This window comes from Bacillus sp. Bwzl_19 (assembly GCF_054900515.1).
Genome location: NZ_CM142729.1, coordinates 3,295,454 through 3,316,893, shown reverse-complemented (window position 1 = coordinate 3,316,893; position 21,440 = coordinate 3,295,454). Strand labels below are relative to the sequence as shown.

Annotated in this window: 26 protein-coding genes; 25 read left to right on the top strand and 1 reads right to left on the bottom strand. The window is 46.9% G+C overall.

Going from position 1 to position 21,440, the window contains the following annotated elements:
• Nucleotides 1–36 precede the first annotated feature (36 nt).
• From ACW5MY_RS17625 to ACW5MY_RS17550, 16 genes are all read left to right on the top strand, one after another.
• Nucleotides 37–1,077, top strand: a complete 1,041-nt coding sequence (locus ACW5MY_RS17625; RefSeq protein ID WP_088613600.1) for an L-threonylcarbamoyladenylate synthase — start codon at nt 37–39, stop codon at nt 1,075–1,077.
• A gap of 69 nt (nt 1,078–1,146) precedes the next feature.
• The gene (locus tag ACW5MY_RS17620; protein ID WP_013353916.1) at nt 1,147–1,704 is read left to right on the top strand and encodes a manganese efflux pump MntP; all 558 of its coding nucleotides are present in this window, start codon (nt 1,147–1,149) and stop codon (nt 1,702–1,704) included.
• A 73-nt stretch (nt 1,705–1,777) separates the two neighbouring features.
• Entirely contained in the window at nt 1,778–2,233 is a 456-nt protein-coding gene (locus tag ACW5MY_RS17615; RefSeq protein WP_013353915.1) for a low molecular weight protein arginine phosphatase, read from the top strand.
• Nucleotides 2,234–2,366: 133 nt separating this feature from the next.
• On the top strand, nt 2,367–2,816 hold the full coding sequence (rpiB, locus tag ACW5MY_RS17610) for a ribose 5-phosphate isomerase B (RefSeq protein ID WP_013353914.1): 450 nt from the start codon (nt 2,367–2,369) through the stop codon (nt 2,814–2,816).
• Between the two features lie 13 nt (nt 2,817–2,829).
• Entirely contained in the window at nt 2,830–3,372 is a 543-nt protein-coding gene (locus ACW5MY_RS17605; RefSeq protein WP_013353913.1) for a TIGR01440 family protein, read from the top strand.
• 146 nt (nt 3,373–3,518) lie between these two features.
• Nucleotides 3,519–4,766 (top strand): serine hydroxymethyltransferase, encoded by a 1,248-nt coding sequence (gene glyA, locus ACW5MY_RS17600; protein ID WP_013353912.1) that lies wholly within the window; start codon nt 3,519–3,521, stop codon nt 4,764–4,766.
• Between the two features lie 133 nt (nt 4,767–4,899).
• Entirely contained in the window at nt 4,900–5,529 is a 630-nt protein-coding gene (gene upp / locus ACW5MY_RS17595) for a uracil phosphoribosyltransferase (protein WP_014471148.1), read from the top strand.
• 421 nt (nt 5,530–5,950) lie between these two features.
• Nucleotides 5,951–6,334, top strand: coding sequence for an ATP synthase subunit I (atpI, locus tag ACW5MY_RS17590; RefSeq protein WP_013353910.1), 384 nt, complete (start codon nt 5,951–5,953; stop codon nt 6,332–6,334).
• 7 nt (nt 6,335–6,341) lie between these two features.
• On the top strand, nt 6,342–7,076 hold the full coding sequence (gene atpB / locus ACW5MY_RS17585; RefSeq protein ID WP_003151158.1) for a F0F1 ATP synthase subunit A: 735 nt from the start codon (nt 6,342–6,344) through the stop codon (nt 7,074–7,076).
• Between the two features lie 45 nt (nt 7,077–7,121).
• Complete coding sequence (atpE, locus tag ACW5MY_RS17580) at nt 7,122–7,334, top strand: F0F1 ATP synthase subunit C (RefSeq protein WP_003151167.1); 213 nt, start codon at nt 7,122–7,124, stop codon at nt 7,332–7,334.
• Between the two features lie 142 nt (nt 7,335–7,476).
• The gene (atpF, locus tag ACW5MY_RS17575; RefSeq protein ID WP_013353909.1) at nt 7,477–7,989 is read left to right on the top strand and encodes a F0F1 ATP synthase subunit B; all 513 of its coding nucleotides are present in this window, start codon (nt 7,477–7,479) and stop codon (nt 7,987–7,989) included.
• Nucleotides 7,986–8,531, top strand: coding sequence for a F0F1 ATP synthase subunit delta (locus ACW5MY_RS17570; protein ID WP_003151169.1), 546 nt, complete (start codon nt 7,986–7,988; stop codon nt 8,529–8,531). Before atpF ends, ACW5MY_RS17570 begins: the two co-directional genes overlap by 4 nt.
• Before the next feature lie 16 nt (nt 8,532–8,547).
• Nucleotides 8,548–10,056 carry a F0F1 ATP synthase subunit alpha gene (atpA, locus tag ACW5MY_RS17565; RefSeq protein WP_003151170.1) on the top strand — a complete coding sequence of 503 codons (1,509 nt, stop codon included), beginning with the start codon at nt 8,548–8,550 and terminating at the stop codon, nt 10,054–10,056.
• 75 nt (nt 10,057–10,131) lie between these two features.
• Nucleotides 10,132–10,995 carry an ATP synthase F1 subunit gamma gene (gene atpG, locus ACW5MY_RS17560; RefSeq protein WP_003151172.1) on the top strand — a complete coding sequence of 288 codons (864 nt, stop codon included), beginning with the start codon at nt 10,132–10,134 and terminating at the stop codon, nt 10,993–10,995.
• 25 nt (nt 10,996–11,020) lie between these two features.
• Nucleotides 11,021–12,442 carry a F0F1 ATP synthase subunit beta gene (gene atpD / locus ACW5MY_RS17555; protein WP_013353908.1) on the top strand — a complete coding sequence of 474 codons (1,422 nt, stop codon included), beginning with the start codon at nt 11,021–11,023 and terminating at the stop codon, nt 12,440–12,442.
• Between the two features lie 23 nt (nt 12,443–12,465).
• On the top strand, nt 12,466–12,864 hold the full coding sequence (locus ACW5MY_RS17550) for a F0F1 ATP synthase subunit epsilon (protein WP_013353907.1): 399 nt from the start codon (nt 12,466–12,468) through the stop codon (nt 12,862–12,864).
• Between the two features lie 44 nt (nt 12,865–12,908).
• Here ACW5MY_RS17550 and ACW5MY_RS17545 read toward each other — a convergent pair whose 3' ends face one another.
• The gene (locus ACW5MY_RS17545) at nt 12,909–13,379 is read right to left on the bottom strand and encodes a hypothetical protein (protein WP_013353906.1); all 471 of its coding nucleotides are present in this window, start codon (nt 13,377–13,379) and stop codon (nt 12,909–12,911) included.
• A 172-nt stretch (nt 13,380–13,551) separates the two neighbouring features.
• Here ACW5MY_RS17545 and ACW5MY_RS17540 point away from each other — a divergent pair, with 172 nt between their 5' ends.
• From ACW5MY_RS17540 to moaA, 9 genes are all read left to right on the top strand, one after another.
• Nucleotides 13,552–13,782, top strand: a complete 231-nt coding sequence (locus ACW5MY_RS17540) for a DUF1146 family protein (RefSeq protein WP_013353905.1) — start codon at nt 13,552–13,554, stop codon at nt 13,780–13,782.
• 141 nt (nt 13,783–13,923) lie between these two features.
• Nucleotides 13,924–14,664 (top strand): YwmB family TATA-box binding protein, encoded by a 741-nt coding sequence (locus ACW5MY_RS17535; protein ID WP_013353904.1) that lies wholly within the window; start codon nt 13,924–13,926, stop codon nt 14,662–14,664.
• Between the two features lie 33 nt (nt 14,665–14,697).
• Nucleotides 14,698–16,008: a UDP-N-acetylglucosamine 1-carboxyvinyltransferase gene (gene murA, locus ACW5MY_RS17530; RefSeq protein WP_013353903.1), complete on the top strand. Its 1,311-nt coding sequence runs from the start codon at nt 14,698–14,700 to the stop codon at nt 16,006–16,008.
• A 202-nt stretch (nt 16,009–16,210) separates the two neighbouring features.
• Complete coding sequence (gene spoIID / locus ACW5MY_RS17525) at nt 16,211–17,245, top strand: stage II sporulation protein D (protein ID WP_013353902.1); 1,035 nt, start codon at nt 16,211–16,213, stop codon at nt 17,243–17,245.
• A gap of 263 nt (nt 17,246–17,508) precedes the next feature.
• Nucleotides 17,509–18,198, top strand: coding sequence for a VWA domain-containing protein (locus ACW5MY_RS17520; protein WP_013353901.1), 690 nt, complete (start codon nt 17,509–17,511; stop codon nt 18,196–18,198).
• Between the two features lie 302 nt (nt 18,199–18,500).
• Nucleotides 18,501–19,181 (top strand): VWA domain-containing protein, encoded by a 681-nt coding sequence (locus ACW5MY_RS17515; RefSeq protein WP_014471147.1) that lies wholly within the window; start codon nt 18,501–18,503, stop codon nt 19,179–19,181.
• 85 nt (nt 19,182–19,266) lie between these two features.
• Nucleotides 19,267–19,431 carry a hypothetical protein gene (locus tag ACW5MY_RS17510; protein ID WP_014471146.1) on the top strand — a complete coding sequence of 55 codons (165 nt, stop codon included), beginning with the start codon at nt 19,267–19,269 and terminating at the stop codon, nt 19,429–19,431.
• 94 nt (nt 19,432–19,525) lie between these two features.
• A complete protein-coding gene (gene fdhD, locus ACW5MY_RS17505) occupies nt 19,526–20,314 on the top strand; it encodes a formate dehydrogenase accessory sulfurtransferase FdhD (RefSeq protein ID WP_013353899.1) in 789 nt (262 codons plus the stop codon).
• Between the two features lie 17 nt (nt 20,315–20,331).
• Nucleotides 20,332–21,357 carry a GTP 3',8-cyclase MoaA gene (moaA, locus tag ACW5MY_RS17500; protein ID WP_014471145.1) on the top strand — a complete coding sequence of 342 codons (1,026 nt, stop codon included), beginning with the start codon at nt 20,332–20,334 and terminating at the stop codon, nt 21,355–21,357.
• The last annotated feature ends 83 nt before the right edge of the window (nt 21,358–21,440 follow it).

The following is a 21,440-nucleotide window of genomic DNA, read 5'->3' as shown; positions in this document are numbered from 1 at the left end:
AGTTTTACCGCTTTAAAATAAGGAGTTTGGTTATACATGAAAACAAGAAGATGGTTTGTGGATTCTTCTGCAGAATTATCCACAACTGATCCCCAGATTACACAAGCAGCGGAATTGCTCCGGCAGAATGAAGTTGTGGCTTTTCCGACAGAAACCGTTTACGGACTTGGCGCTAATGCTGAAAATACGGAAGCCGTAACGAAAATATATGAGGCGAAAGGAAGACCGAGCGATAATCCGCTGATCGTGCATATATCTGACATCGGCCAGCTTGATCGTTTTATCAGCCATGTTCCCGAGACGGCGAAAAAGCTCATGAAGCTTTTTTGGCCGGGGGCGCTGACTCTTGTCTTGCCGTGTAAGCCCGGGGTGCTGTCACCCCGTGTCACCGCGGGGCTTGAGACGGTAGCTGTCAGAATGCCGGATCATCCGGTGGCGTTAGCCCTGATCAGCTCGGCCGGACTGCCGATCGCAGCCCCGAGCGCGAATTTATCAGGAAAACCGAGCCCGACGAAGGCTGAGCACGTGGCTCATGATTTAAACGGCCGCATTGCCGGTATTGTGGACGGCGGCGCGACGGGAATCGGAGTAGAATCAACCGTTCTTTCCTGTGCGGGGAAACAGCCTGTGCTGCTTCGCCCGGGCGGTGTGACAAAAGAGCAGATTGAATCCGCCGCCGGTCCGGTCCTTGTGGATAAAGGACTGACCGAAGAAGATGAGGTTCCTATTTCTCCTGGTATGAAATATACACATTACGCGCCTTCTGCACCGCTGGCTGTTGCTGACGGCGGCGCCCGGAGAATTCAAGAGCTGGCGGACGAATATAAAAGCCGGGGAAAACGAATCGGCATCCTGACAACAGAAGAGAACGCCGATAGTTACCAGGCTGATTTCATTAAGGTCTGCGGCCGGCGCGCCGACCTTGAAACAGTGGCATCCGCCTTATACGATGCGCTCCGCAGCTTTGATGAAGCGGAAGTGGATATGATTATTTCTGAATCTTTTCCGGATACCGGAGTGGGGCTCGCCGTTATGAACAGGCTGATGAAAGCCGCAGGCGGCACCGTTATCCATTAACTTGTTCTACCCCTTATCGGACATGCATAAGCTAAACAAGCGGGCACGTCCAAGGGGGTTTTTTATTTCATGTCGAATCTATTCATCGGGGAGCTTGTCTCCTTAAGCATCATGGCATTTGCTTTGGGGACGGATGCTTTTTCCGTCGGGCTCGGAATGGGCATGATTCAGATGAGGAAAAAACAGATTTTTCATATAGGGGTTGTCATCGGACTGTTTCATGTCATGATGCCGCTGGCAGGAATGGCGGCCGGGCATCTGCTGTCCGGTTTTCTGGGGATGCTCGCTGTTTACATCGGCGGGTCTCTTCTTTTCATTTTAGGGGTGCAAATGATCATCGCCGCGTTTAAACAATCAGACGGGCCGCTCATATCTCCGGCAGGCTCGGGACTGTTATTATTCGCGGTCGGTGTCAGTCTTGACAGCTTTTCTGTCGGGCTCAGCCTCGGAATGAACGGTTCCAATCCGATTCTGGCCGTTGTGCTGTTCGGAGCCTTCAGCACCGTTTTAACATGGGCGGGTCTTTTGGCGGGAAGAAAGGTGCAGTCGTGGCTCGGCTCTTACAGCGAAGCGCTCGGCGGAGCCATTTTGATCGGATTCGGGCTGAAACTGCTTTTACCGATATAAGATACGTAAAAAAAGAAACGAAGATGCCGTTTCTTTTTTCTTCATTTATAATAGGCAGTAAGAGGTGACGGATATGAAAATAATCTTTGTTTGTACAGGCAATACGTGCCGCAGTCCCATGGCTGAGGCTCTTTTTAAATCCATTGCAGTAACGAAAGGGCTGGACGTCAGCGCAAGCTCTGCCGGAGTATTCGCGTCTCCGCACGGAAAAGCGTCGGCACATGCCGTGGAAGCGCTGTTTGAAAAACGGATCGCTCTCAATCACACTTCATCTCCCTTATCGGAAGAACATATCGAGACGGCCGATCTGGTGCTGGCGATGACCGAACAGCATAAACAGCTGATCGAAAGCAGATATCAAAACAGTCAGGGCAAAGTATTTACCATTAAAGAATACGTAACGGGGACAAACGGAGATATCTCTGACCCGTTCGGCGGTTCGCTTGATGTTTATAAACAGACGCGGGACGAACTGGAGGAGCTGCTGACCCTTTTAGCTGATCAATTACTTGACGGCAAAAGCAAGTAACCTGTCAGAAAATCTGCAAACAGGTCATTTGCAAAACGAATGTGAAAGAGTAGAATGAAATCAACGGATTTCGTAAAAAAAGGACAAGCACACTGGGCTGTCTTCGCCCAGCCACACCTAGGAGGTAAATTGAATGAAAGTAGCTATTGCGTCAGATCACGGCGGCGTCCATATCCGCGAAGAAATAAAAAGTCTTTTAGATGAATTGCAGATTGAATACATTGATATGGGCTGTGAATGCGGCGGCGGCTCGGTCGATTATTCAGACTACGCTTTTCCGGTAGCGGAAAAAGTGGTGAGCGGCGAAGTTGACAGGGGAATTTTAATTTGCGGCACAGGCATCGGCATGAGCATTTCCGCTAACAAGGTAAAAGGAATACGCTGTGCGCTTGCGCATGACACTTTCAGCGCAAAAGCGACGCGAGAACACAATGATACGAATGTTCTTGCGATGGGAGAACGCGTTATCGGCCCGGGTCTGGCGCGCGAAATCGCAAAAATCTGGCTGACGACTGAATTTACGGGCGGCCGCCACGAACGGCGGATCGGCAAAATCGCAGATTACGAAGAAAAAAATCTGTAAGAGGTGCTGGACAATGGAAGAGATGAAGCAAAAATGGACGGACATGCTGACTGAGTTTCAAGAGCAGGCCGGACTGACGGACGGCAGTCTGCTGGTGATCGGATGCAGTACGAGTGAGGCCGCCGGAAGCCGGATCGGCACCGCCGGAAGCGGGGACTGGGCTGAATTGATTTACGGCGGACTTGCCCGGTTCAAGGAAAAAACGGGTGTGCATCTTGCTTTTCAATGCTGCGAGCATTTAAACAGGGCGCTTGTCATTGAAGCGGAAACGGCCGAGCGGTTCAGGCTTCCCATTGTTTCAGCCGTCCCCGTCCCCAAAGCGGGCGGAGCGATGGCTTCTTATGCATACCGGCAGATGCAATCTCCCGTGCTCGCTGAATCGATTCAGGCCGACGCCGGAATTGACATCGGAGATACGTTCATCGGTATGCATTTAAAACCCGTCGCCGTCCCTGTCCGGGTATCAAGCCGTGAGCTCGGAGAAGCGCATGTGACGATGGCCCGGACAAGGCCGAAGCTGATCGGCGGAATTCGCGCTGTTTATGAATGCGAATGATGAAAATACTTTTCCTATATAACGTTCGTGTTTTCTAATTAAATATTGTGATTTTTTTAAATAAGCTGTTACATTCACCTGAAAAACCATGTACAATAAGGGTGGTAAAATAAAGAACAGGAAACGGATAGGAGAGGATTTCGCTGATGAAACATTTACCTGTACAAGATAAACAAGTGTTTAACGCCATCAGAGATGAGCGTAAGCGTCAACAGACTAAGATCGAATTAATTGCTTCTGAAAACTTCGTGACGGAAGCGGTAATGGAAGCGCAAGGCTCTGTTTTAACAAACAAATACGCTGAAGGCTATCCCGGCAAACGCTACTACGGGGGCTGTGAGCACGTTGATGTCGTTGAGGACATCGCCCGCGACCGCGCGAAAGAGATTTTCGGAGCTGAGCATGTAAACGTTCAGCCGCACTCAGGCGCTCAGGCGAACATGGCTGTTTACTTCACGATTCTAGAGCACGGCGACACGGTGCTCGGCATGAACCTCTCCCACGGCGGCCACTTAACACACGGAAGCCCGGTTAATTTCAGCGGCGTTCAATACAACTTTGTTGAATACGGTGTCGATAAAGACACGCAATATATAGATTATGAAGACGTGCGTGAAAAAGCGCTGGCGCATAAGCCGAAACTGATCGTTGCCGGAGCGAGCGCATACCCCCGCACGATCGACTTTAAAAAATTCCGTGACATCGCTGATGAAGTCGGCGCTTACTTCATGGTCGACATGGCGCATATCGCGGGTCTTGTCGCGGCCGGCCTTCATCCGAACCCGGTTCCTTACGCTGACTTTGTAACGACAACGACTCACAAAACACTTCGCGGACCGCGCGGAGGAATGATCCTTTGCCGTGAAGAGTTCGGCAAAAAAATTGATAAATCCATTTTCCCGGGCATCCAAGGCGGACCGCTTATGCATGTTATCGCGGCAAAAGCCGTTTCTTTCGGGGAAGTGCTTGAAGATGATTTCAAAACATATGCGCAAAACGTCATCTCGAACGCGAAGCGCCTTGCTGAATCTCTGAACAAAGAAGGCATTCAGCTCGTATCAGGCGGAACGGATAACCACCTTGTGCTTGTTGACCTCCGTTCTCTCGGTCTGACCGGAAAAGTCGCTGAACATGTTCTTGATGAAATCGGCATTACATCTAATAAAAACGCGATCCCTTACGATCCGGAAAAACCGTTCGTCACAAGCGGAATCCGTCTCGGTACGGCAGCTGTGACAAGCCGCGGATTTGACGGTGACGCGCTTGAAGAAGTCGGCGCCATCATCGGCCTCGCGCTGAAAAATCATGAAGACGAAGCAAAACTTGAAGAAGCGAGACAGCGTGTGTCTGCCTTGACTGAGAAGTTTCCTTTATATAAAGAACTGGACTATTAATAAGGAAGAAACCCGCCGGAACCCTGATCCGGCGGGTTTTTTTATGATTTTCTTGAAACTGTTTGTCTTTTTCTGTAGAATCAATAGAAGTGTGAAAAAGTCACTCGGACAACAAAAAGGAGCTGAACACAGTATGGGAAAGGTTTACGTATTTGATCATCCTTTAATCCAGCATAAGCTGACATATATTCGGAATGAAGATACAGGCACAAAGGATTTCAGAGACCTTGTGGACGAAGTTGCATCACTGATGGCGTTTGAAATTACACGTGATCTTCCGCTTAAAGAAGTGGAAGTGAAAACACCTGTTCAAACAGCGACATCCAAAGTGATTTCAGGGAAAAAACTCGGTATTGTGCCGATCCTGAGAGCGGGTCTCGGAATGGTGGACGGCATGCTGAAATTAATCCCGGCGGCTAAAGTGGGACATGTCGGATTATACCGTGATCCGGAAACCTTAAAACCGGTGGAATACTATGTCAAGCTTCCTTCTGATGTAGAAGAGCGTGAATTTATTGTCGTGGACCCGATGCTTGCAACGGGAGGCTCTGCGGTTGAAGCGATAAACAGCCTGAAAAAGCGCGGCGCGAGAAACATTCGTTTTATGTGTCTTGTAGCGGCCCCCGAAGGCGTGGAAGAGCTGCAGAAACATCATTCTGACGTTGATATTTATATCGCGGCCCTTGATGAAAAACTGAATGAAAAAGGCTATATCGTTCCGGGTCTCGGTGACGCGGGTGACAGACTGTACGGAACAAAATAAATCAGAAAACCTCATTCAGAGGTTTTCTTTTTTTTATCCAGATTTTTGCTGAATGGGGAGAGTTCATACAGTTATAGGTGAATTTGTGAACATTCTGTGTATGCTTTCGGTATAAAAAGTTTTTTAACTTTAAACAGATTGACACATGTTAGGGGCTATTGTATGCTAAACGAGGGTATTATGAGAAGGTTTTCATTCCTTTCATTTCTAGTATCCATCCTCATTTTAAATCCTCCCAAAAAAACCCGTTACATGAGGATTTATCTAAGCGAATGAAACAGCATCCCGCACCAGGAGGATGAGTGGTTTTTTCGAACAGGCCGTTTTTTTGCGGGACAAAAAAGGCCTTCTGCAAGGGTTAACCGCATGTATTGCCGTATCCAGGAATTATATTACATTTTCATCAGGAGACAGATAGTTGATGGACGATCCCAATCTTACATTCAGCAGACAACGGAGATATGTATTTGTGATCTTAGCAATCTATTTGCTGGGATATGGTCTTACGGCGTATAAAACTGTTTTTTTAGGCCTCTTTTTGGGAACTGTTTTCAGTTTGTTTAATCTATGGCTCTTGACCAGAAGAATGAATGCTTTTGACAAGGCCGTGGCGAAAGGAAAGTCCATACGATCACTCGGGAGCGCAGCGCGTTGGTGCAATGCGATACTTGCGATGGCTATCGCCTTTAAATATCCCGACAAAGTCAGTGTGGCAAGTGTGATTATTGGATTAATGACAATTTATCCCGTCATTATGATAGATTCCATTATTCAGCTCAAACGTTCATCAATGGAAGAGAGGTGAAAACCCATTGAATCACGATTACAGAACTATTGATTTGTTTGGTCTTACTTTTAATCTGACAAACATTCTGATGATTACTGTGGCAAGTGTGATTGTGCTGCTGATTGCGATTCTTACTACGAGAACGCTGTCCATCCGTCCGGGAAAAGCCCAGAACTTCATGGAATGGATTGTTGATTTTGTCCGCAATATTATAGGCAGTACAATGGATTTAAAGACAGGGGCTAACTTCTTGGCGCTTGGTGTAACCTTGCTGATGTACATATTTGTATCAAATATGCTGGGGCTGCCGTTTTCTGTAACGGTCGGACACGAGCTTTGGTGGAAATCACCGACGGCTGATCCGGCTATTACCCTGACTCTGGCCGTTATGGTAGTGTCATTGACGCACTATTACGGCGTGAAGATGAAAGGCTTGAAGGAATATTCTAAGGATTATCTCAGACCGGTTCCGCTTATGTTCCCGATGAAGATCATTGAGGAGTTTGCGAATACGCTGACACTCGGACTTCGTCTTTACGGTAACATTTTCGCCGGGGAAATTCTTCTGGGCCTTCTTGCAAATCTGGCGACGAATTTCTACTCAAACAGTTTCTTTCTCGGTTTGGTCGGCACAGTCGGAGCCATTATTCCGATGCTTGCATGGCAGGCATTCAGCTTGTTCATCGGTACCATCCAGGCATTTATCTTTACGATGCTGACGATGGTGTACATGTCACACAAAATCAGTCATGATCATTAAAATCATATATCCATTCGGATAACATTTTAAAGGAGGAACTTTTTCATGAATTTAATAGCAGCTGCGATTGCAATCGGTTTAGGTGCACTTGGTGCAGGTATTGGTAACGGTTTGATTGTTTCACGTACGGTAGAGGGAATTGCCCGTCAGCCGGAAGCAGGAAAAGAACTTAGAACTCTTATGTTCATGGGTATCGCATTAGTTGAGGCCCTTCCAATTATCGCTGTCGTTATCGCGTTCTTAGCGTTCTTTGGCTAAGCAAAAAAGCCTTATATGAACTAAAAATGGCGAAGATCACTCTAAGAGAACCTTCGCCATTGCTTTATGTCTGATAAGCAGGCCGGCTTGAAACGGCTTTTTATCAGCAGAGAAAACCTGCAGAAGGGAGTTGCCGTAGTAGATGTCTCAATTACCTCTTGAATTAGGACTTTCGTTTAACGGCGGAGATATCCTATTCCAATTGTTAGCTATGTTAGTTTTATTAGCGCTTCTCAAGAAATTCGCTCTTGGACCGCTATTAAATATAATGAAACAGCGTGAAGATCATATCGCCGGCGAAATTACGTCCGCTGAAGAAAGAAATAAAGAAGCGCAGAAGCTGATTGAAGAGCAGCGCGTTCTTTTAAAAGAAGCGAAACAGGAATCACAATCACTCATTGAAAATGCGAAAAAGCTGGGTGAAAAGCAGAAGGAAGACATTATCCAGGCTGCGCGCGCCGAGTCTGAAAGATTAAAAGAAGCGGCGAGAACCGAAATTGTCAAAGAAAAAGAACAAGCGGTTTCCGCACTTCGCGAGCAAGTCGCATCACTTTCTGTCTTAATCGCATCGAAAGTGATTGAAAAAGAGCTTGATGAACAAGCCCAGGAAAAACTGATTCAGGACTATCTTAAAGAGGTAGGAGAAAGCCGATGAGTGGATCTGCTGTCTCTAAACGATACGCGTCAGCGCTTTTCGACATTGCCGTTGAGACTTCTCAAATCAATGAAATCGAAGAAGAGCTTACCGTACTAAAAGAAGTTTTCCGAAACGAAGCCGGATTACAGGAAGTGTTAAGCCATCCGAAGGTATCGGCTGCTAAGAAAAAAGAGCTGATTCAGCAATCATTCGGCGCACTGTCTGAGTCTGTGCTGCATACGATTTTTCTTCTGATTGACCGCCGCCGGTCTTCGATTGTGCCTGATCTCACAGACGAGTTTATTAAACTTGCAAACCAGGCCCGTCAGACAGAGGATGCGGTTGTTTATTCAGTAAAACCGCTGTCAGAGGCGGAAATGTTATCATTATCTCAAGTATTTGCAAAAAAAGCCGGAATCGCTTCGCTCAGAATCAGAAATGAAGTGCAGACGGATTTAATAGGCGGCATTAAAGTCCGCATTGGAAACCGGATTTATGACGGAAGCGTGAGCGGAAAGCTTGAGCGCATGGAACGTCAACTTGCCGGAGGAAATCGATAGAAGGGGTGAAACCTAAGTGAGCATCAAAGCTGAAGAGATTAGCACGCTGATAAAGCAGCAAATTCAAAATTACCAATCTGAAATTGAAGTTCATGACGTAGGTACAGTCATCCAAGTCGGAGACGGTATTGCGCGTGTGCACGGCCTTGACAATTGTATGGCCGGTGAACTTGTTGAGTTTTCAAACGGCGTTTTGGGTATGGCTCAAAACCTTGAAGAATCCAATGTAGGTATCGTTATCTTAGGACCTTACAGAGATATCCGTGAAGGCGATGAGGTCAAAAGAACGGGCCGCATCATGGAAGTGCCTGTAGGCGAAGAATTAATCGGACGTATCGTCAACCCGCTCGGACAGCCGGTAGACGGACTGGGTCCGATCCTGACAAGCAAAACCCGTCCGATTGAAAGCCAGGCTCCAGGCGTAATGGACCGTAAATCGGTACATGAGCCGCTGCAAACGGGTATTAAAGCGATCGACGCGTTAATTCCGATCGGCCGCGGACAGCGTGAGCTGATTATCGGGGACCGCCAGACAGGTAAAACATCTGTTGCGATTGATACAATCTTAAACCAAAAAGACCAAGACATGATCTGTGTGTACGTAGCGATCGGTCAAAAAGAATCTACAGTACGCGGCGTAGTGGAAACACTTCGTAAGCACGGCGCGCTTGATTACACGATTGTCGTGACGGCGTCCGCTTCACAGCCGGCTCCGCTTCTTTACCTTGCACCGTATGCAGGGGTGACAATGGGTGAAGAATTCATGTACAACGGCAAGCACGTTCTCGTCGTATATGATGATTTATCCAAACAAGCGGCCGCTTACCGTGAGCTGTCATTGCTTCTTCGCCGTCCTCCGGGCCGTGAAGCATTCCCAGGGGATGTATTCTATCTTCACTCCCGTCTGCTTGAGCGCGCAGCCAAGCTGAGTGACGCAAAAGGCGCAGGATCAATTACGGCGCTGCCGTTCGTCGAAACACAAGCCGGAGATATCTCCGCTTATATCCCGACAAACGTCATTTCCATTACTGACGGACAGATTTTCCTTCAATCCGACCTATTCTTCTCAGGCGTACGTCCTGCGATCAATGCCGGATTATCCGTATCCCGTGTCGGCGGATCAGCCCAAATCAAAGCGATGAAAAAGGTAGCGGGAACATTGCGTCTTGACCTTGCTTCATACCGTGAACTTGAAGCATTCGCCCAATTCGGATCTGATCTTGACCAGGCGACTCAGGCGAAACTGAACCGCGGTGCGCGTACAGTTGAAGTGCTGAAGCAAGACTTGAATAAGCCGCTTCCGGTTGAAAAACAGGTAGCCATTCTTTATGCGCTGACAAAAGGATATCTTGATGATATTCCGGTTGCGGATATCAGACGTTTTGAAGAAGAGTACTACATGTACCTTGATCAAAACCATAAAGATCTGCTTGACGGCATTGCGAAAACAGGAAACCTTCCTGCTGATGAAGACTTCAAAGCTGCAATCGAAGGCTTCAAACGCACATTTGCACCAAGCAACTAACCCTTAGAAGATGAGAGAAAAAGGTTCTCTTTTTCTCTCTTTTTACGCAAATGAAGAATAAAGGTGGTGAAATCTTTGGCCTCATTACGCGATATTAAGTCAAGGATCACGTCAACGAAAAAAACAAGCCAGATCACAAAAGCCATGCAGATGGTATCCGCTGCGAAGCTGAACCGTGCGGAAACCAACGCGAAGTCATTTGCTCCGTATATGGATAAGATCCAGGAGGTTGTGTTTAACGTCGGAAAAGGCGCGAAAAACGCGAAACACCCGATGCTTGTCTCAAGAGAAGTGAAAAAGACGGCGTATCTCGTCATTACGTCTGACCGCGGGCTTGCGGGTGCGTTTAACAGTTCGGTTCTGCGAAACGCTTACCGCACCATTCAAGAACGCCATCAGTCTAAAGATGAATACACGGTGATTGCAATCGGCAGAGTCGGCCGCGATTTCTTCAAAAAACGGGAAATGCCGATTTTGTCTGAGTTAGTGGGGCTTGGCGACGAGGTCACTTTTGCTCAGATTAAAGATTTGACCCGTCAGACGGTTCAAATGTTTATCGACGGCGCTTTTGATGAATTGCATTTGGTGTATAACCATTTCGTCAGTGCGATTTCACAGGAAGTGACGGAGAAAAAAGTGCTGCCTTTAACGGATTTCGGAACGAGCGGCGGGAAGCGCACGGCTTCTTACGAGTTCGAACCGGATGAAGAAGAGGTGCTCGAAGTGCTGCTTCCTCAATATGCGGAAAGCTTAATTTACGGTGCGCTTCTTGATAGTAAAGCAAGTGAACACGCTGCGAGAATGACAGCAATGAAAAATGCGACTGATAATGCGAAAGAACTCATTGATTCACTTTCGCTTTCATATAACCGCGCGCGTCAAGCGGCGATTACACAAGAAATTACCGAAATTGTCGGCGGTGCAGCCGCTTTAGAATAGAAAGATTTTGTCAGGAGGGATAGCGATGAAGAAAGGACGCGTAAGTCAGGTGCTTGGACCGGTTGTCGACGTACGTTTCGAGGACGGCCACTTGCCTGCGATTTATAATGCGATTAAAGTTTCACAGCCAGCTTCAGGCGAAAATGAAGTAAGCATCGATCTAACGCTAGAGGTTGCTCTTCATTTAGGCGATGATACAGTCCGTACAATTGCCATGGCATCTACGGACGGAATTCAGCGCGGAATGGAAGCCGTTGATACAGGTGCTCCGATTTCCGTTCCTGTCGGTGATGTTACTCTCGGCCGCGTATTTAACGTACTGGGAGATAAAATTGATTTAAATGAACCGCTGCCTGCGGATGCTCAAAAGGACCCGATCCACAGATCAGCTCCTTCATTCGATCAGCTTTCAACTGAGGTTGAAATACTTGAAACGGGAATTAAAGTTGTTGACCTGCTTGCTCCTTACATCAAGGGCGGTAAAATCGGATTGTTCGGCGGTGCCGGCGTAGGTAAAACCGTATTAATCCAGGAATTAATCAACAACATCGCGCAAGAGCACGGCGGTATTTCCGTATTCGCCGGTGTAGGAGAGCGTACTCGTGAAGGGAACGACCTTTTCTACGAAATGAGCGATTCAGGCGTTATCAAGAAAACAGCCATGGTCTTCGGACAAATGAACGAGCCGCCGGGCGCACGTATGCGTGTAGCACTGACGGGTCTTACAATGGCTGAGCATTTCCGTGATAAACAAGGACAGGACGTACTGTTCTTTATCGATAACATTTTCCGTTTCACACAAGCGGGTTCAGAGGTTTCCGCGCTTCTCGGCCGTATGCCTTCTGCGGTTGGTTATCAGCCGACGCTTGCGACAGAAATGGGTCAGCTTCAAGAGCGTATTACGTCTACAAACGTTGGTTCAGTTACATCTATCCAGGCAATCTACGTGCCTGCCGATGACTACACTGACCCGGCTCCGGCGACAACATTCGCTCACTTGGATGCAACGACTAACCTTGAGCGTAAATTAACTGAAATGGGTATCTACCCTGCGGTTGATCCGCTGGCTTCCACTTCCCGCGCGCTTGCTCCGGAAATTGTCGGAGAAGAGCATTATGCGGTGGCGCGTGAAGTCCAGTCAACGCTTCAGCGTTACAAAGAACTTCAGGATATTATTGCGATTCTCGGTATGGACGAATTGGGCGAAGAAGATAAGCTTGTCGTTCACCGCGCACGCCGTATCCAGTTCTTCCTTTCTCAAAACTTCCACGTAGCTGAGCAGTTTACGGGACAAAAGGGTTCTTACGTGCCTGTTAAAGAAACGGTAAGAGGCTTTAAAGAAATCCTTTCCGGTAAATATGACCATCTTCCGGAAGATGCATTCCGTCTTGTGGGACGCATTGAAGAAGTTATTGAGAATGCAAAAGAGATGGGTGTAGAAGTTTAATCTGGTCCTAGGAGGGTAAAAGCATGAAGACCGTTAAAGTCAATATCGTTACTCCCGACGGCCCAGTATATGATGCTGATATTGAAATGGTGAGTGTAAGAGCCGAGAGCGGTGATCTCGGTATCTTGCCGGGCCATATTCCGACCGTGGCTCCGCTTAAAATCGGCGCTGTCCGCCTTAAAAAAGACGGACAGACCGATTTGGCGGCTGTCAGCGGCGGATTTTTAGAAGTCCGTCCTGATCAGGTCACTATCCTTGCACAAGCCGCTGAAACAGCGGACAGCATTGATAAAGAGCGCGCCCTTGCTGCGAAAAAGCGGGCGGAAGACCGTTTAAACAAACGATCAGATGATACTGACATTCGTCGGGCTGAGCTTGCGTTACAGCGGGCTGTAAACAGATTGGATGTTGCAGGAAACTAAAAAAGAATCCTTCTCGGCTATCTGAGAAGGATTCTTTTTCTATATTAACGCATAAGAGATTCATAGACGCCGATAAGCGGATGATCCTCTTCTTTTTGCAGATATAAATGCTCACAGCAGTTGTCGGTGTGCCACGTTTTGTTTCCTCTTCGCACACCTGTCGTATAGGCGCCGTCCGTGTACGGATAAGGTTTGACGATCCATTCGGCATCGTCATGGTGTCTGATGGCGCAATCGATGACATACACGCTGAGCATTTTCTCAAATTCGTCAATCGGCAGGTTCCAATCCGCCAGCAGCAGCTCTTTAATGCTGCGGAAGTAAAGGGTTTCCAATTCCTGCAGGCTGCCGTGTGAATAATCAAGAGAAATGTTGAAAAACTGACATAATTCTTTCAGTTCCTCTGTTTGAGACTGTCTATAATCATAGTAGAATGCAATCGCTTCCCACTCATGGTCAAATACGGGCAGTGTTTCCCCATACTGCTTTTCCGGATGAAAAAAGGAATGATTCATATTCCCATCTCCTTTCCAAAAAAGTATACCATGCCGGAGAACGGACATTTAAGCGGGGATTGCCCCTAATTTTGGATAAAAATTCTGCTGTAAAAATGATCATCTTTCTCTCTTCTTCTTATATAATAAGAGAGGATATGAGGGGCGGAAAAAATGAAAGGAGATGGAATTTGTGAATGTATTGGGGCAGCAGGCCGCAATCAGCATCCTGATTCACTTGGTATGCATTGCGGTGACATGGTGGGCGCTTCAGGCCGTCAACTTTGATCCGCTGATCCGAAAAGGAAAAATAGTGCAGGCACGGCTGCTGATTATTCTTCTTACCATTGCGATCGGAACGGCAGTCGCCAACTTCTTTTTAGATTATCTTACCTATTCGAAGCAGCTTCCATACTTGTTTTAAGAAGTTTCGTCAGTTGTAATGAAGGGAATCGCTGGGGGAGAAACCAATTTTTCTTCACCCGCTTGGCGAGTTTTGACGAAGTTTTCCATGTATCGCTTTCCCCGGCTCCGGCAAAAATGGGAGTAAGGGGGAGAGATCGATATGAAGAAAAAAAGAGCAGGCCGTATCATCTTGTTTTTTGTTTTTTTAAGCGCCTTAATTGCGGTATTTCATTCCATTCATGCGAGTGAGCTGTCTCCGCTTGCCCAGATTGCCGAAGGAATGGAGCGGCAGGATGTCACTGTTGATGAGTGGACGCTTCATGCGAAAGAAAATCTGAACCTGTCACTGAGTGAATTTGATGACAAGGTGAAAGAACTGAAGGCGCAAAATCCGCAGTATCATTGGGAAACCGCCGAGGAAGATAAAATCGTAAAGGCCGTCGGCACATATTCTGACAAAAAAAATCACACAACTTTTAAACTGCAGCTCGTCACTACCCTCAAAAACCAGAACCCAACTTCGTATTTATTATATGAGCAAATGAGCCCGGAGCAACCGGAAAACTGGAATGATACATATGAACAGTTTGAACGGCAGGCACATGACATATTTCAAAATAAAGTATTTATTTTTACTTGTCTAAAGGGTCATTTAAATGATAATATGAGTATTGTTTTGCAAAAAAAAGCAGAACAGCTCATGAAAGAATTTGAAGCAAGTCCAGTTGAACATGTAGTTGAGCCTCATTTCGTTTCTGTTTCTGCATTTACATATAAGTGGACAGATTACATCATGACATCGAAACATAAGATGAATGTGCAAATTGCGCTTAGAAGTGCGGGAATGGGCGAAAAACATACCGTTACGGTTGGCACACCAATCGTGACAACTGAATATTAATATAGAGAATATAGGGACGCGGAGGGGAATACCTTGGAAAAAATCATCGTCCGCGGCGGTCAGAAGTTAAACGGCACAGTGAAAGTTGAAGGAGCAAAAAATGCCGTTTTACCTGTTATCGCTGCATCTTTATTAGCAAGTGAAGAAAAAAGCGTAATATGTGATGTACCTACGCTCTCCGATGTATATACAATTAATGAAGTGTTGCGTCATTTAGGAGCAGATGTGCATTTTGAGAATAATGAAGTTACCGTAAACGCTTCTTACGCTTTAGAAACAGAAGCACCTTTTGAATATGTGCGTAAAATGCGCGCGTCAGTGCTTGTTATGGGCCCTCTGTTAGCCCGTACGGGTCATTCAAGAGTAGCGCTTCCTGGCGGCTGCGCAATCGGCTCAAGACCGATTGACCAGCATTTAAAAGGTTTTGAAGCAATGGGTGCAAAAATCAAAGTAGGCAACGGCTTTATTGAAGCAGAAGTGGAAGGCCGTCTGCAGGGCGCAAAAATCTATTTAGATTTCCCAAGTGTGGGTGCGACAGAAAACTTGATTATGGCAGCTGCATTAGCTGAAGGAACAACAACGCTTGAAAACGTGGCAAAAGAGCCTGAAATCGTTGACTTAGCGAACTATATCAATGCGATGGGCGGAAAAATCCGCGGAGCCGGCACAGGCACCATTAAAATTGAAGGTGTCGAGAAGCTTCGCGGCGTAAGACACAACATCATTCCTGACCGTATTGAAGCGGGTACTTTTATGGTGGCCGCGGCTATCACGGAAGGAAATGTATTAGTAAAAGGTGCGGTTCCTGAGCATCTTACGTCTTTAATTGCGAAGATGGAAGAAATGGGCGTCAAAATTACGGATGAAGGAGAAGGCCTTCGTGTCATCGGTCCTGCACAGCTGAAGCCGATCGACATCAAAACGATGCCTCACCCAGGATTCCCGACTGACATGCAGTCACAAATGATGGCGCTGCTTCTCCGTGCGAGCGGAACAAGCATGATTACTGAAACTGTGTTTGAAAACCGTTTTATGCATGCTGAAGAATTCCGCCGGATGAATGGCGACATTAAAATTGAAGGACGTTCTGTGATCATTAACGGTCCCGTACAGCTGCAAGGCGCAGAAGTTGCCGCTACGGACCTGCGTGCGGGCGCGGCGCTGATTCTTGCGGGATTAGTGGCTGAAGGTCATACACGCGTCACGGAACTGAAGCATTTGGATCGCGGTTATGTGGATTTCCATAAAAAACTTGAGGCTCTCGGCGCTGACATCGAGCGTGTTGTCGATGAAACGGCCGCTGAACAAGAAAGTAAAGAAGCCGTTACTGACTTAAACGCATAATGGTTACAAAAACAGTATGTCAATCTGGCATACTGTTTTTTTATATGGTTTATCATCATTATTATGCTCTGAATTCCAAAAAAGAATACGTTTTTCGCGTAAATAATCGAATAAAAGAATCTGTCCAAAAGGAAGTCATATTAGCTTGTCCCTGCCCATAAGATGAAGTAGAGTCGAATCCCAAGCAGGAGGCAGCTGATATATGAAACCCATTGTATTTCTACTATCCGGGCTGTGTGTACTTATTCTTCTTGTTCCCACCATTCTCGTCCTTCCGTTTCAGGCCGAAAAAGGAGCAGCCGTAAACAGGGAGCCCGGACACAAAACAGCACACACCATACGAGAAACAAAAGGAGCAGAACCAACATTGAAAGAATCACCTGTATCCGTTCCGGTTTATCGGACATCCAATCATTCTGTAGAAAACATCCCGCTTGAAGAGTACGTGATCGGTGTCGTGGCTTCCGAAATGCCCGTAGAATTTAAACCGGAGGCCTTAAAAGCCCAAGCGCTCGCTGCCCGTACATTCATCGTCAGACTGATGGTTGCAAACTCAGCCGTCCAGGCCCCGAAAGGATCACTGGTGGATGACACGCAAATGTTCCAAGTCTATCAAAGCAAAAGCCAGCTGAAAAAAGAATGGGGTTCTGATTACGCGCAAAACCTCAAGAAAATCACAAACGCGGTGGCCGGTACGCAAGGAAAGATTTTAACGTATGAAAACAAGCCGATTGAGGCATCTTTTTTCTCTACAAGCAATGGGTATACGGAAAATGCGGAAGCCTATTGGACAAGCGCCATTCCTTATTTAAAGAGCGTGAAAAGCCCATGGGATAAAAAATCGCCAAAATATCTCGCCACCCGGACTTTCAGTGTGCCGGAGTTTCAGCAGAAGCTCGGTGTGCAGCTCGCAGGACAAGACACTGTAGGGCAGATTACGGCCAGAACGCCGGGACATCAAGTGGCGACGGCCGTCATAAACGGCAAGAAGCTGAAGGGACGAGACATTCGGGAAAAACTCGGACTCCGTTCTGCCGACTTCGAATGGAAACGAAACGGCGGCAGCATCACCATTACGACGAAAGGATTCGGTCACGGTGTCGGCATGAGCCAGTACGGTGCCAATTATATGGCGGAGCAGGGAAAATCCGTGACGGACATCGTCAAGCATTATTATCAGGGAGTGGATATTTCCGAGGCAGATTCATTTTTAAGCAAATATATGGCGAAAAAGTAGACGCTCTCATCAGCGTCTTTTTTTCGGAAAACTATTCCATAAACGGCTAAGGAACCAACGGACTCATATAACGAAAGGCTAAAGGCTGACAAATGCGGATAGATGGCTGCGCACCGGGTGAAAATCACTGATAAAAATGCCGCTTCTATGTGAATGTACGCAAAAATAATGAGGAACCCCGTCCTATTTATTTCCCTTTTCAACTCATTTACGATAAATAGTGTTCGACGTTGAACGGAAATCTATTGAAAAGGGGAAAAGCAATGAAAAAAACATTTTCACTCATACTCATGTTCGGTTTGCTGCTGACTGCTGCATCTCCTGCTTTTGCTGCTGAGAATGCAAACGAGAATTCTTTCTTTAAACCTAAAAACAATACCGCCATTTTGCTTGATGCGAGCGGCAGTATGGCGAAACGGATAGACGGTGTTTCTAAATACAACATGGCAAAAGATGAAATTGTCCGTTTTGCGGATCAAATTAAATCTAAATCACAGGTCAGAATGACGGTTTTCGGTTCTGAAGGCAATAATAAAAACTCCGGAAAAGTTCAGTCTTGTGAATCTATTCGCGGTGTATACGGATTCCAAAGGTTTGACAAACAAAGCTTCCTTAATTCTCTGAACGGAATCGGGCCTACTGGCTGGACACCGATTGCAAAGGCATTAGAGGATGCGAAGGCTTCCTTTAACGGCGTGCACAAACTCGGCAGTAAATCCGTTTACCTGTTAACGGACGGCGAGGAGACATGCGGAGGAGATCCTATTAAGACAGCGAAAGAGCTTCGCAAACAGCATATTAAAGTCAATGTAATCGGCTTTGACTTTAATGAAGGCTTCAACGGTCAGCTTCACGCGATTGCCGGAGCGGGCGGAGGAAAATATTACGAAGCTCACAGTCAAAAGGATATGAACCGTATCTTTAAATTAGAAGCGAGTTCATTAGGGGAATAAGAAAAGGCGCCGTTTTTCGGCCCTTTTTTTTACGCTTGAATTAACAAAATTTTCAAGAAGAAATGAAGAGAAAACTGTAAAAAGAATCAGATTCCGGACTTATATTACAAAAAGGGCGAAAAAGGCATTAAATCTGTCATCTTTTATCCAATCTTTCTAGGATGAAGCGCATAATTCTGTTCATTTTTGACGATGTACCGCCGCTCACACAAAAGGCATCCCGCCCTTTTGCATATTCCTCATCTAGAATAGAGAAGAGCCGGGGCCCATCGGCGAAAAACAAATGGAGAGGAATGAAGGAAATGAAAAAAATGTTTACTGCGGGGATTGTCGGACTTTTGACGCTTTCACTCGGATCACCTGTTTTTGCGGCTGAGAAAAAGCACGAGGAAACAAACGTCGCTGTGCTGTTTGATGCAAGCGGTAGCATGATACAAAAAACAGGGGGAGAGCGTAAAATAGATGTCGCGAAAGATTCTGTCACCTCTTTTGCGAAAGTTCTTCCTGAAGACACTAATCTGATGCTCCGGGTATTCGGTCATAAGGGCAATAATAAAAACTCCGGTAAAGCCGTATCGTGTAATGCGACAGAAACGTTATACGGCCTTCAGCCGTACGCCGTGACTCCGTTTGAGCAATCGCTCAGCCAGATTAAACCGACCGGCTGGACACCGATTGCAAAAGCGCTTTCTGATACACGTGAAGAATTTGAGCGGGCCGGCGCTAAAGGGAAAAACGTCGTATATCTGATTACAGACGGTGAAGAAACATGCGGCGGTAATCCTCAGGCTGAAATTCAAAAGCTCCGTAAAGCGAACGTCAACACGATCGTCAATATCATCGGTTTCAACTTCGGCATGAAAGGAAGCGAAAGCCTTGAAAAAGCGGCGGAAGCAGGGGGCGGCACATATGTCTCAGCTGACAGCGCGGCCGAGTTCAAACAGGCTTGGGAAGACGCTGCAAAGGATTTAGCAAAAGAATAGGTTAAAAAAGGACGCCCGAGCGGCGTCTTTTTTGTTTAGAAAACGGAACCGCGGGAATGATACGACTAAAAGGAGATGACCGCTGTTGTTAAAAGGAGCAGGCATTATATTAGTGCTGGCGGCAGTCGTTTTTGTTCTATTGGGAGTTTTTCTGAAGCTTGCCGCCTTCATATTCGTCAGTATATTGGCCATTATCGCCGCCGTTATTTTATTCACCATGTTGAGCAGACATCACCGCAACGAAACATAGAGTCCGAAGAGGGCTCTTTTTTTAAACCGCAAATTCGACAAAATACAGGGATTGTGGAAGAATAAAAGAGAAGGATACTGCGGAGGGGAAAACAGTGGATGAAAAAACAACAGCGGTAAGAGAAATATACCGCTATGAAAAAGGGGTATTAACAAAAACGGCAGATCGGATGGTTTCAGAGTATCCATTGACTGTCATGGTGAACGGGCGGGAATTTGTGACGCTCGTCTGCACGCCTGATCATTTAGAGGAACTCGTAGTCGGATTTCTCGCATCAGAAGGCGTCATTCGTTTTGAAAAAGAGATCAAAAGCTTTACTATAGATGAAAGTCTCGGATTTGCATATGTGGAGCTGACGAATCCCGAAGTGCTCGAGCAAAAAGACTATACGAAGAGAGTCATCGGTTCATGCTGCGGGAAAGGCCGCCATTTTTACTTTCAGCAGGATGTAAAAACGGCCAAAACCGCCGTGAGCCGCATTACCATAACTCCTGAGACGTGTCTTCACCTCATGAAGGAGATGCAAAGCGGAAGCGGCACATTCCAGGAAACGGGCGGCGTCCATAATGCGGCGCTGTGCGATACGGAAAAGATGCTCTTCATGAGGACGGACATCGGGCGCCACAACGCGCTCGATAAGCTGTACGGCTGCTGTTTGAAAAACGGAATGCCCGTCCGTGACAAGCTGATTGTTTTCAGCGGCCGGATTTCCTCAGAGGTTTTATTAAAAGCCGCAAAAATCGGCGTGTCGATTGTCATTTCAAAATCGGCGCCGACGGAGCTTGCGCTGCAAATGGCGGAAGAGCTGAACATCACGGCGATAGGCTTTGTCAGAAACGGGTCATTTAATGTATACACACATCCTGAACGGGTTGAACAATAGAAAGGGGTCTTGGGCTTATGAATACAGAAACGCGCCGGGTGTCAGACAAAAGGGACAGGCCGCTCAGGGATCTCCGTATCTCTGTAACCGACCGCTGCAACTTCAGATGCACGTACTGTATGCCAGCCGAACTATTCGGACCGGATTATCCATTTTTACAAAAGACAGAATTGCTCTCATTTGAGGAGCTTGAGCGGCTTGCGAAACTGTTTGTCGGCCGTTTCGGCGTTGAAAAAATCAGGCTGACGGGCGGGGAGCCGCTGATGAGAAAAGATATGCCTGAATTGATCAGAAAACTTGCGCGCATCCCGGGGCTTAAAGATATTGCGATGACGACAAACGGCTCACTGCTTCCCGTGTATGCGGAAAAGCTGAAGCAGGCGGGGCTGCACCGCGTGACTGTCAGTCTCGATTCTTTAGAAGATGAGCGGTTTAAGGCTATTAACGGCCGCGGCGTCTCGGTGAATAAGGTGCTTGAGGGCATAGAGGCGGCAAAAGAGGCCGGACTCGGTGTTAAAATCAATATGGTTGTCCAAAAAGGCGTCAATGAAAAAGACATCCTGCCGATGGCCCGCTATTTTAAAGAAAAGGGTCATATTCTCCGGTTTATTGAATTTATGGATGTCGGCAATACGAATCAATGGAACAAAAAAGACGTGATCACGAAGGCTGAGATCATTGATCTGATCAATCAGCACATGCCGACGGAGCCGATAGAAGCGAATTATAAAGGCGAGGTCGCTTCCAGGTTCCGCTATCTTGACGGATCTGGCGAAATCGGCGTGATTTCCTCCGTCTCAGATGCATTCTGCGCCTCCTGTAACAGAGCGCGCCTGTCGGCGAGGGGCGAGCTGTTTACGTGCCTGTTCGCTTCCGCAGGCTACGATGTGAGGAAGCTTGTGCGCGGCGGCCTGACCGATGACGAATTGACGGAGTCCATCGCTTCTGTCTGGAAAAACCGCACGGATCAGTATTCAATTGACCGCGCGCTTTCTAAAACAGATGGGAAAAAGAAAGTGGAAATGTCTTATATAGGCGGATAATGAAGCTTGCCCGAACAAGGGCAGGCTTTTTTATTCAAAAGAAGCTGAGCGGTTCAAAAAATACCGATGCCGGCCGAAATATA

Excerpts from the sequence above, each read along its gene's own strand:
- ACW5MY_RS17625 (WP_088613600.1), top strand. The coding sequence starts at position 37 with ATGAAAACAAGAAGATGGTTTGTGGATTCTTCTGCAGAATTATCCACA.
- ACW5MY_RS17620 (WP_013353916.1), top strand. The coding sequence starts at position 1,147 with ATGTCGAATCTATTCATCGGGGAGCTTGTCTCCTTAAGCATCATGGCA.
- ACW5MY_RS17615 (WP_013353915.1), top strand. The coding sequence starts at position 1,778 with ATGAAAATAATCTTTGTTTGTACAGGCAATACGTGCCGCAGTCCCATG.
- rpiB (WP_013353914.1), top strand. The coding sequence starts at position 2,367 with ATGAAAGTAGCTATTGCGTCAGATCACGGCGGCGTCCATATCCGCGAA.
- ACW5MY_RS17605 (WP_013353913.1), top strand. The coding sequence starts at position 2,830 with ATGGAAGAGATGAAGCAAAAATGGACGGACATGCTGACTGAGTTTCAA.
- glyA (WP_013353912.1), top strand. The coding sequence starts at position 3,519 with ATGAAACATTTACCTGTACAAGATAAACAAGTGTTTAACGCCATCAGA.
- upp (WP_014471148.1), top strand. The coding sequence starts at position 4,900 with ATGGGAAAGGTTTACGTATTTGATCATCCTTTAATCCAGCATAAGCTG.
- atpI (WP_013353910.1), top strand. The coding sequence starts at position 5,951 with ATGGACGATCCCAATCTTACATTCAGCAGACAACGGAGATATGTATTT.
- atpE (WP_003151167.1), top strand. The coding sequence starts at position 7,122 with ATGAATTTAATAGCAGCTGCGATTGCAATCGGTTTAGGTGCACTTGGT.
- atpF (WP_013353909.1), top strand. The coding sequence starts at position 7,477 with ATGTCTCAATTACCTCTTGAATTAGGACTTTCGTTTAACGGCGGAGAT.
- ACW5MY_RS17570 (WP_003151169.1), top strand. The coding sequence starts at position 7,986 with ATGAGTGGATCTGCTGTCTCTAAACGATACGCGTCAGCGCTTTTCGAC.
- atpD (WP_013353908.1), top strand. The coding sequence starts at position 11,021 with ATGAAGAAAGGACGCGTAAGTCAGGTGCTTGGACCGGTTGTCGACGTA.
- ACW5MY_RS17550 (WP_013353907.1), top strand. The coding sequence starts at position 12,466 with ATGAAGACCGTTAAAGTCAATATCGTTACTCCCGACGGCCCAGTATAT.
- ACW5MY_RS17545 (WP_013353906.1), bottom strand. The coding sequence starts at position 13,379 with ATGAATCATTCCTTTTTTCATCCGGAAAAGCAGTATGGGGAAACACTG.
- ACW5MY_RS17535 (WP_013353904.1), top strand. The coding sequence starts at position 13,924 with ATGAAGAAAAAAAGAGCAGGCCGTATCATCTTGTTTTTTGTTTTTTTA.
- spoIID (WP_013353902.1), top strand. The coding sequence starts at position 16,211 with ATGAAACCCATTGTATTTCTACTATCCGGGCTGTGTGTACTTATTCTT.
- ACW5MY_RS17520 (WP_013353901.1), top strand. The coding sequence starts at position 17,509 with ATGAAAAAAACATTTTCACTCATACTCATGTTCGGTTTGCTGCTGACT.
- ACW5MY_RS17515 (WP_014471147.1), top strand. The coding sequence starts at position 18,501 with ATGAAAAAAATGTTTACTGCGGGGATTGTCGGACTTTTGACGCTTTCA.
- moaA (WP_014471145.1), top strand. The coding sequence starts at position 20,332 with ATGAATACAGAAACGCGCCGGGTGTCAGACAAAAGGGACAGGCCGCTC.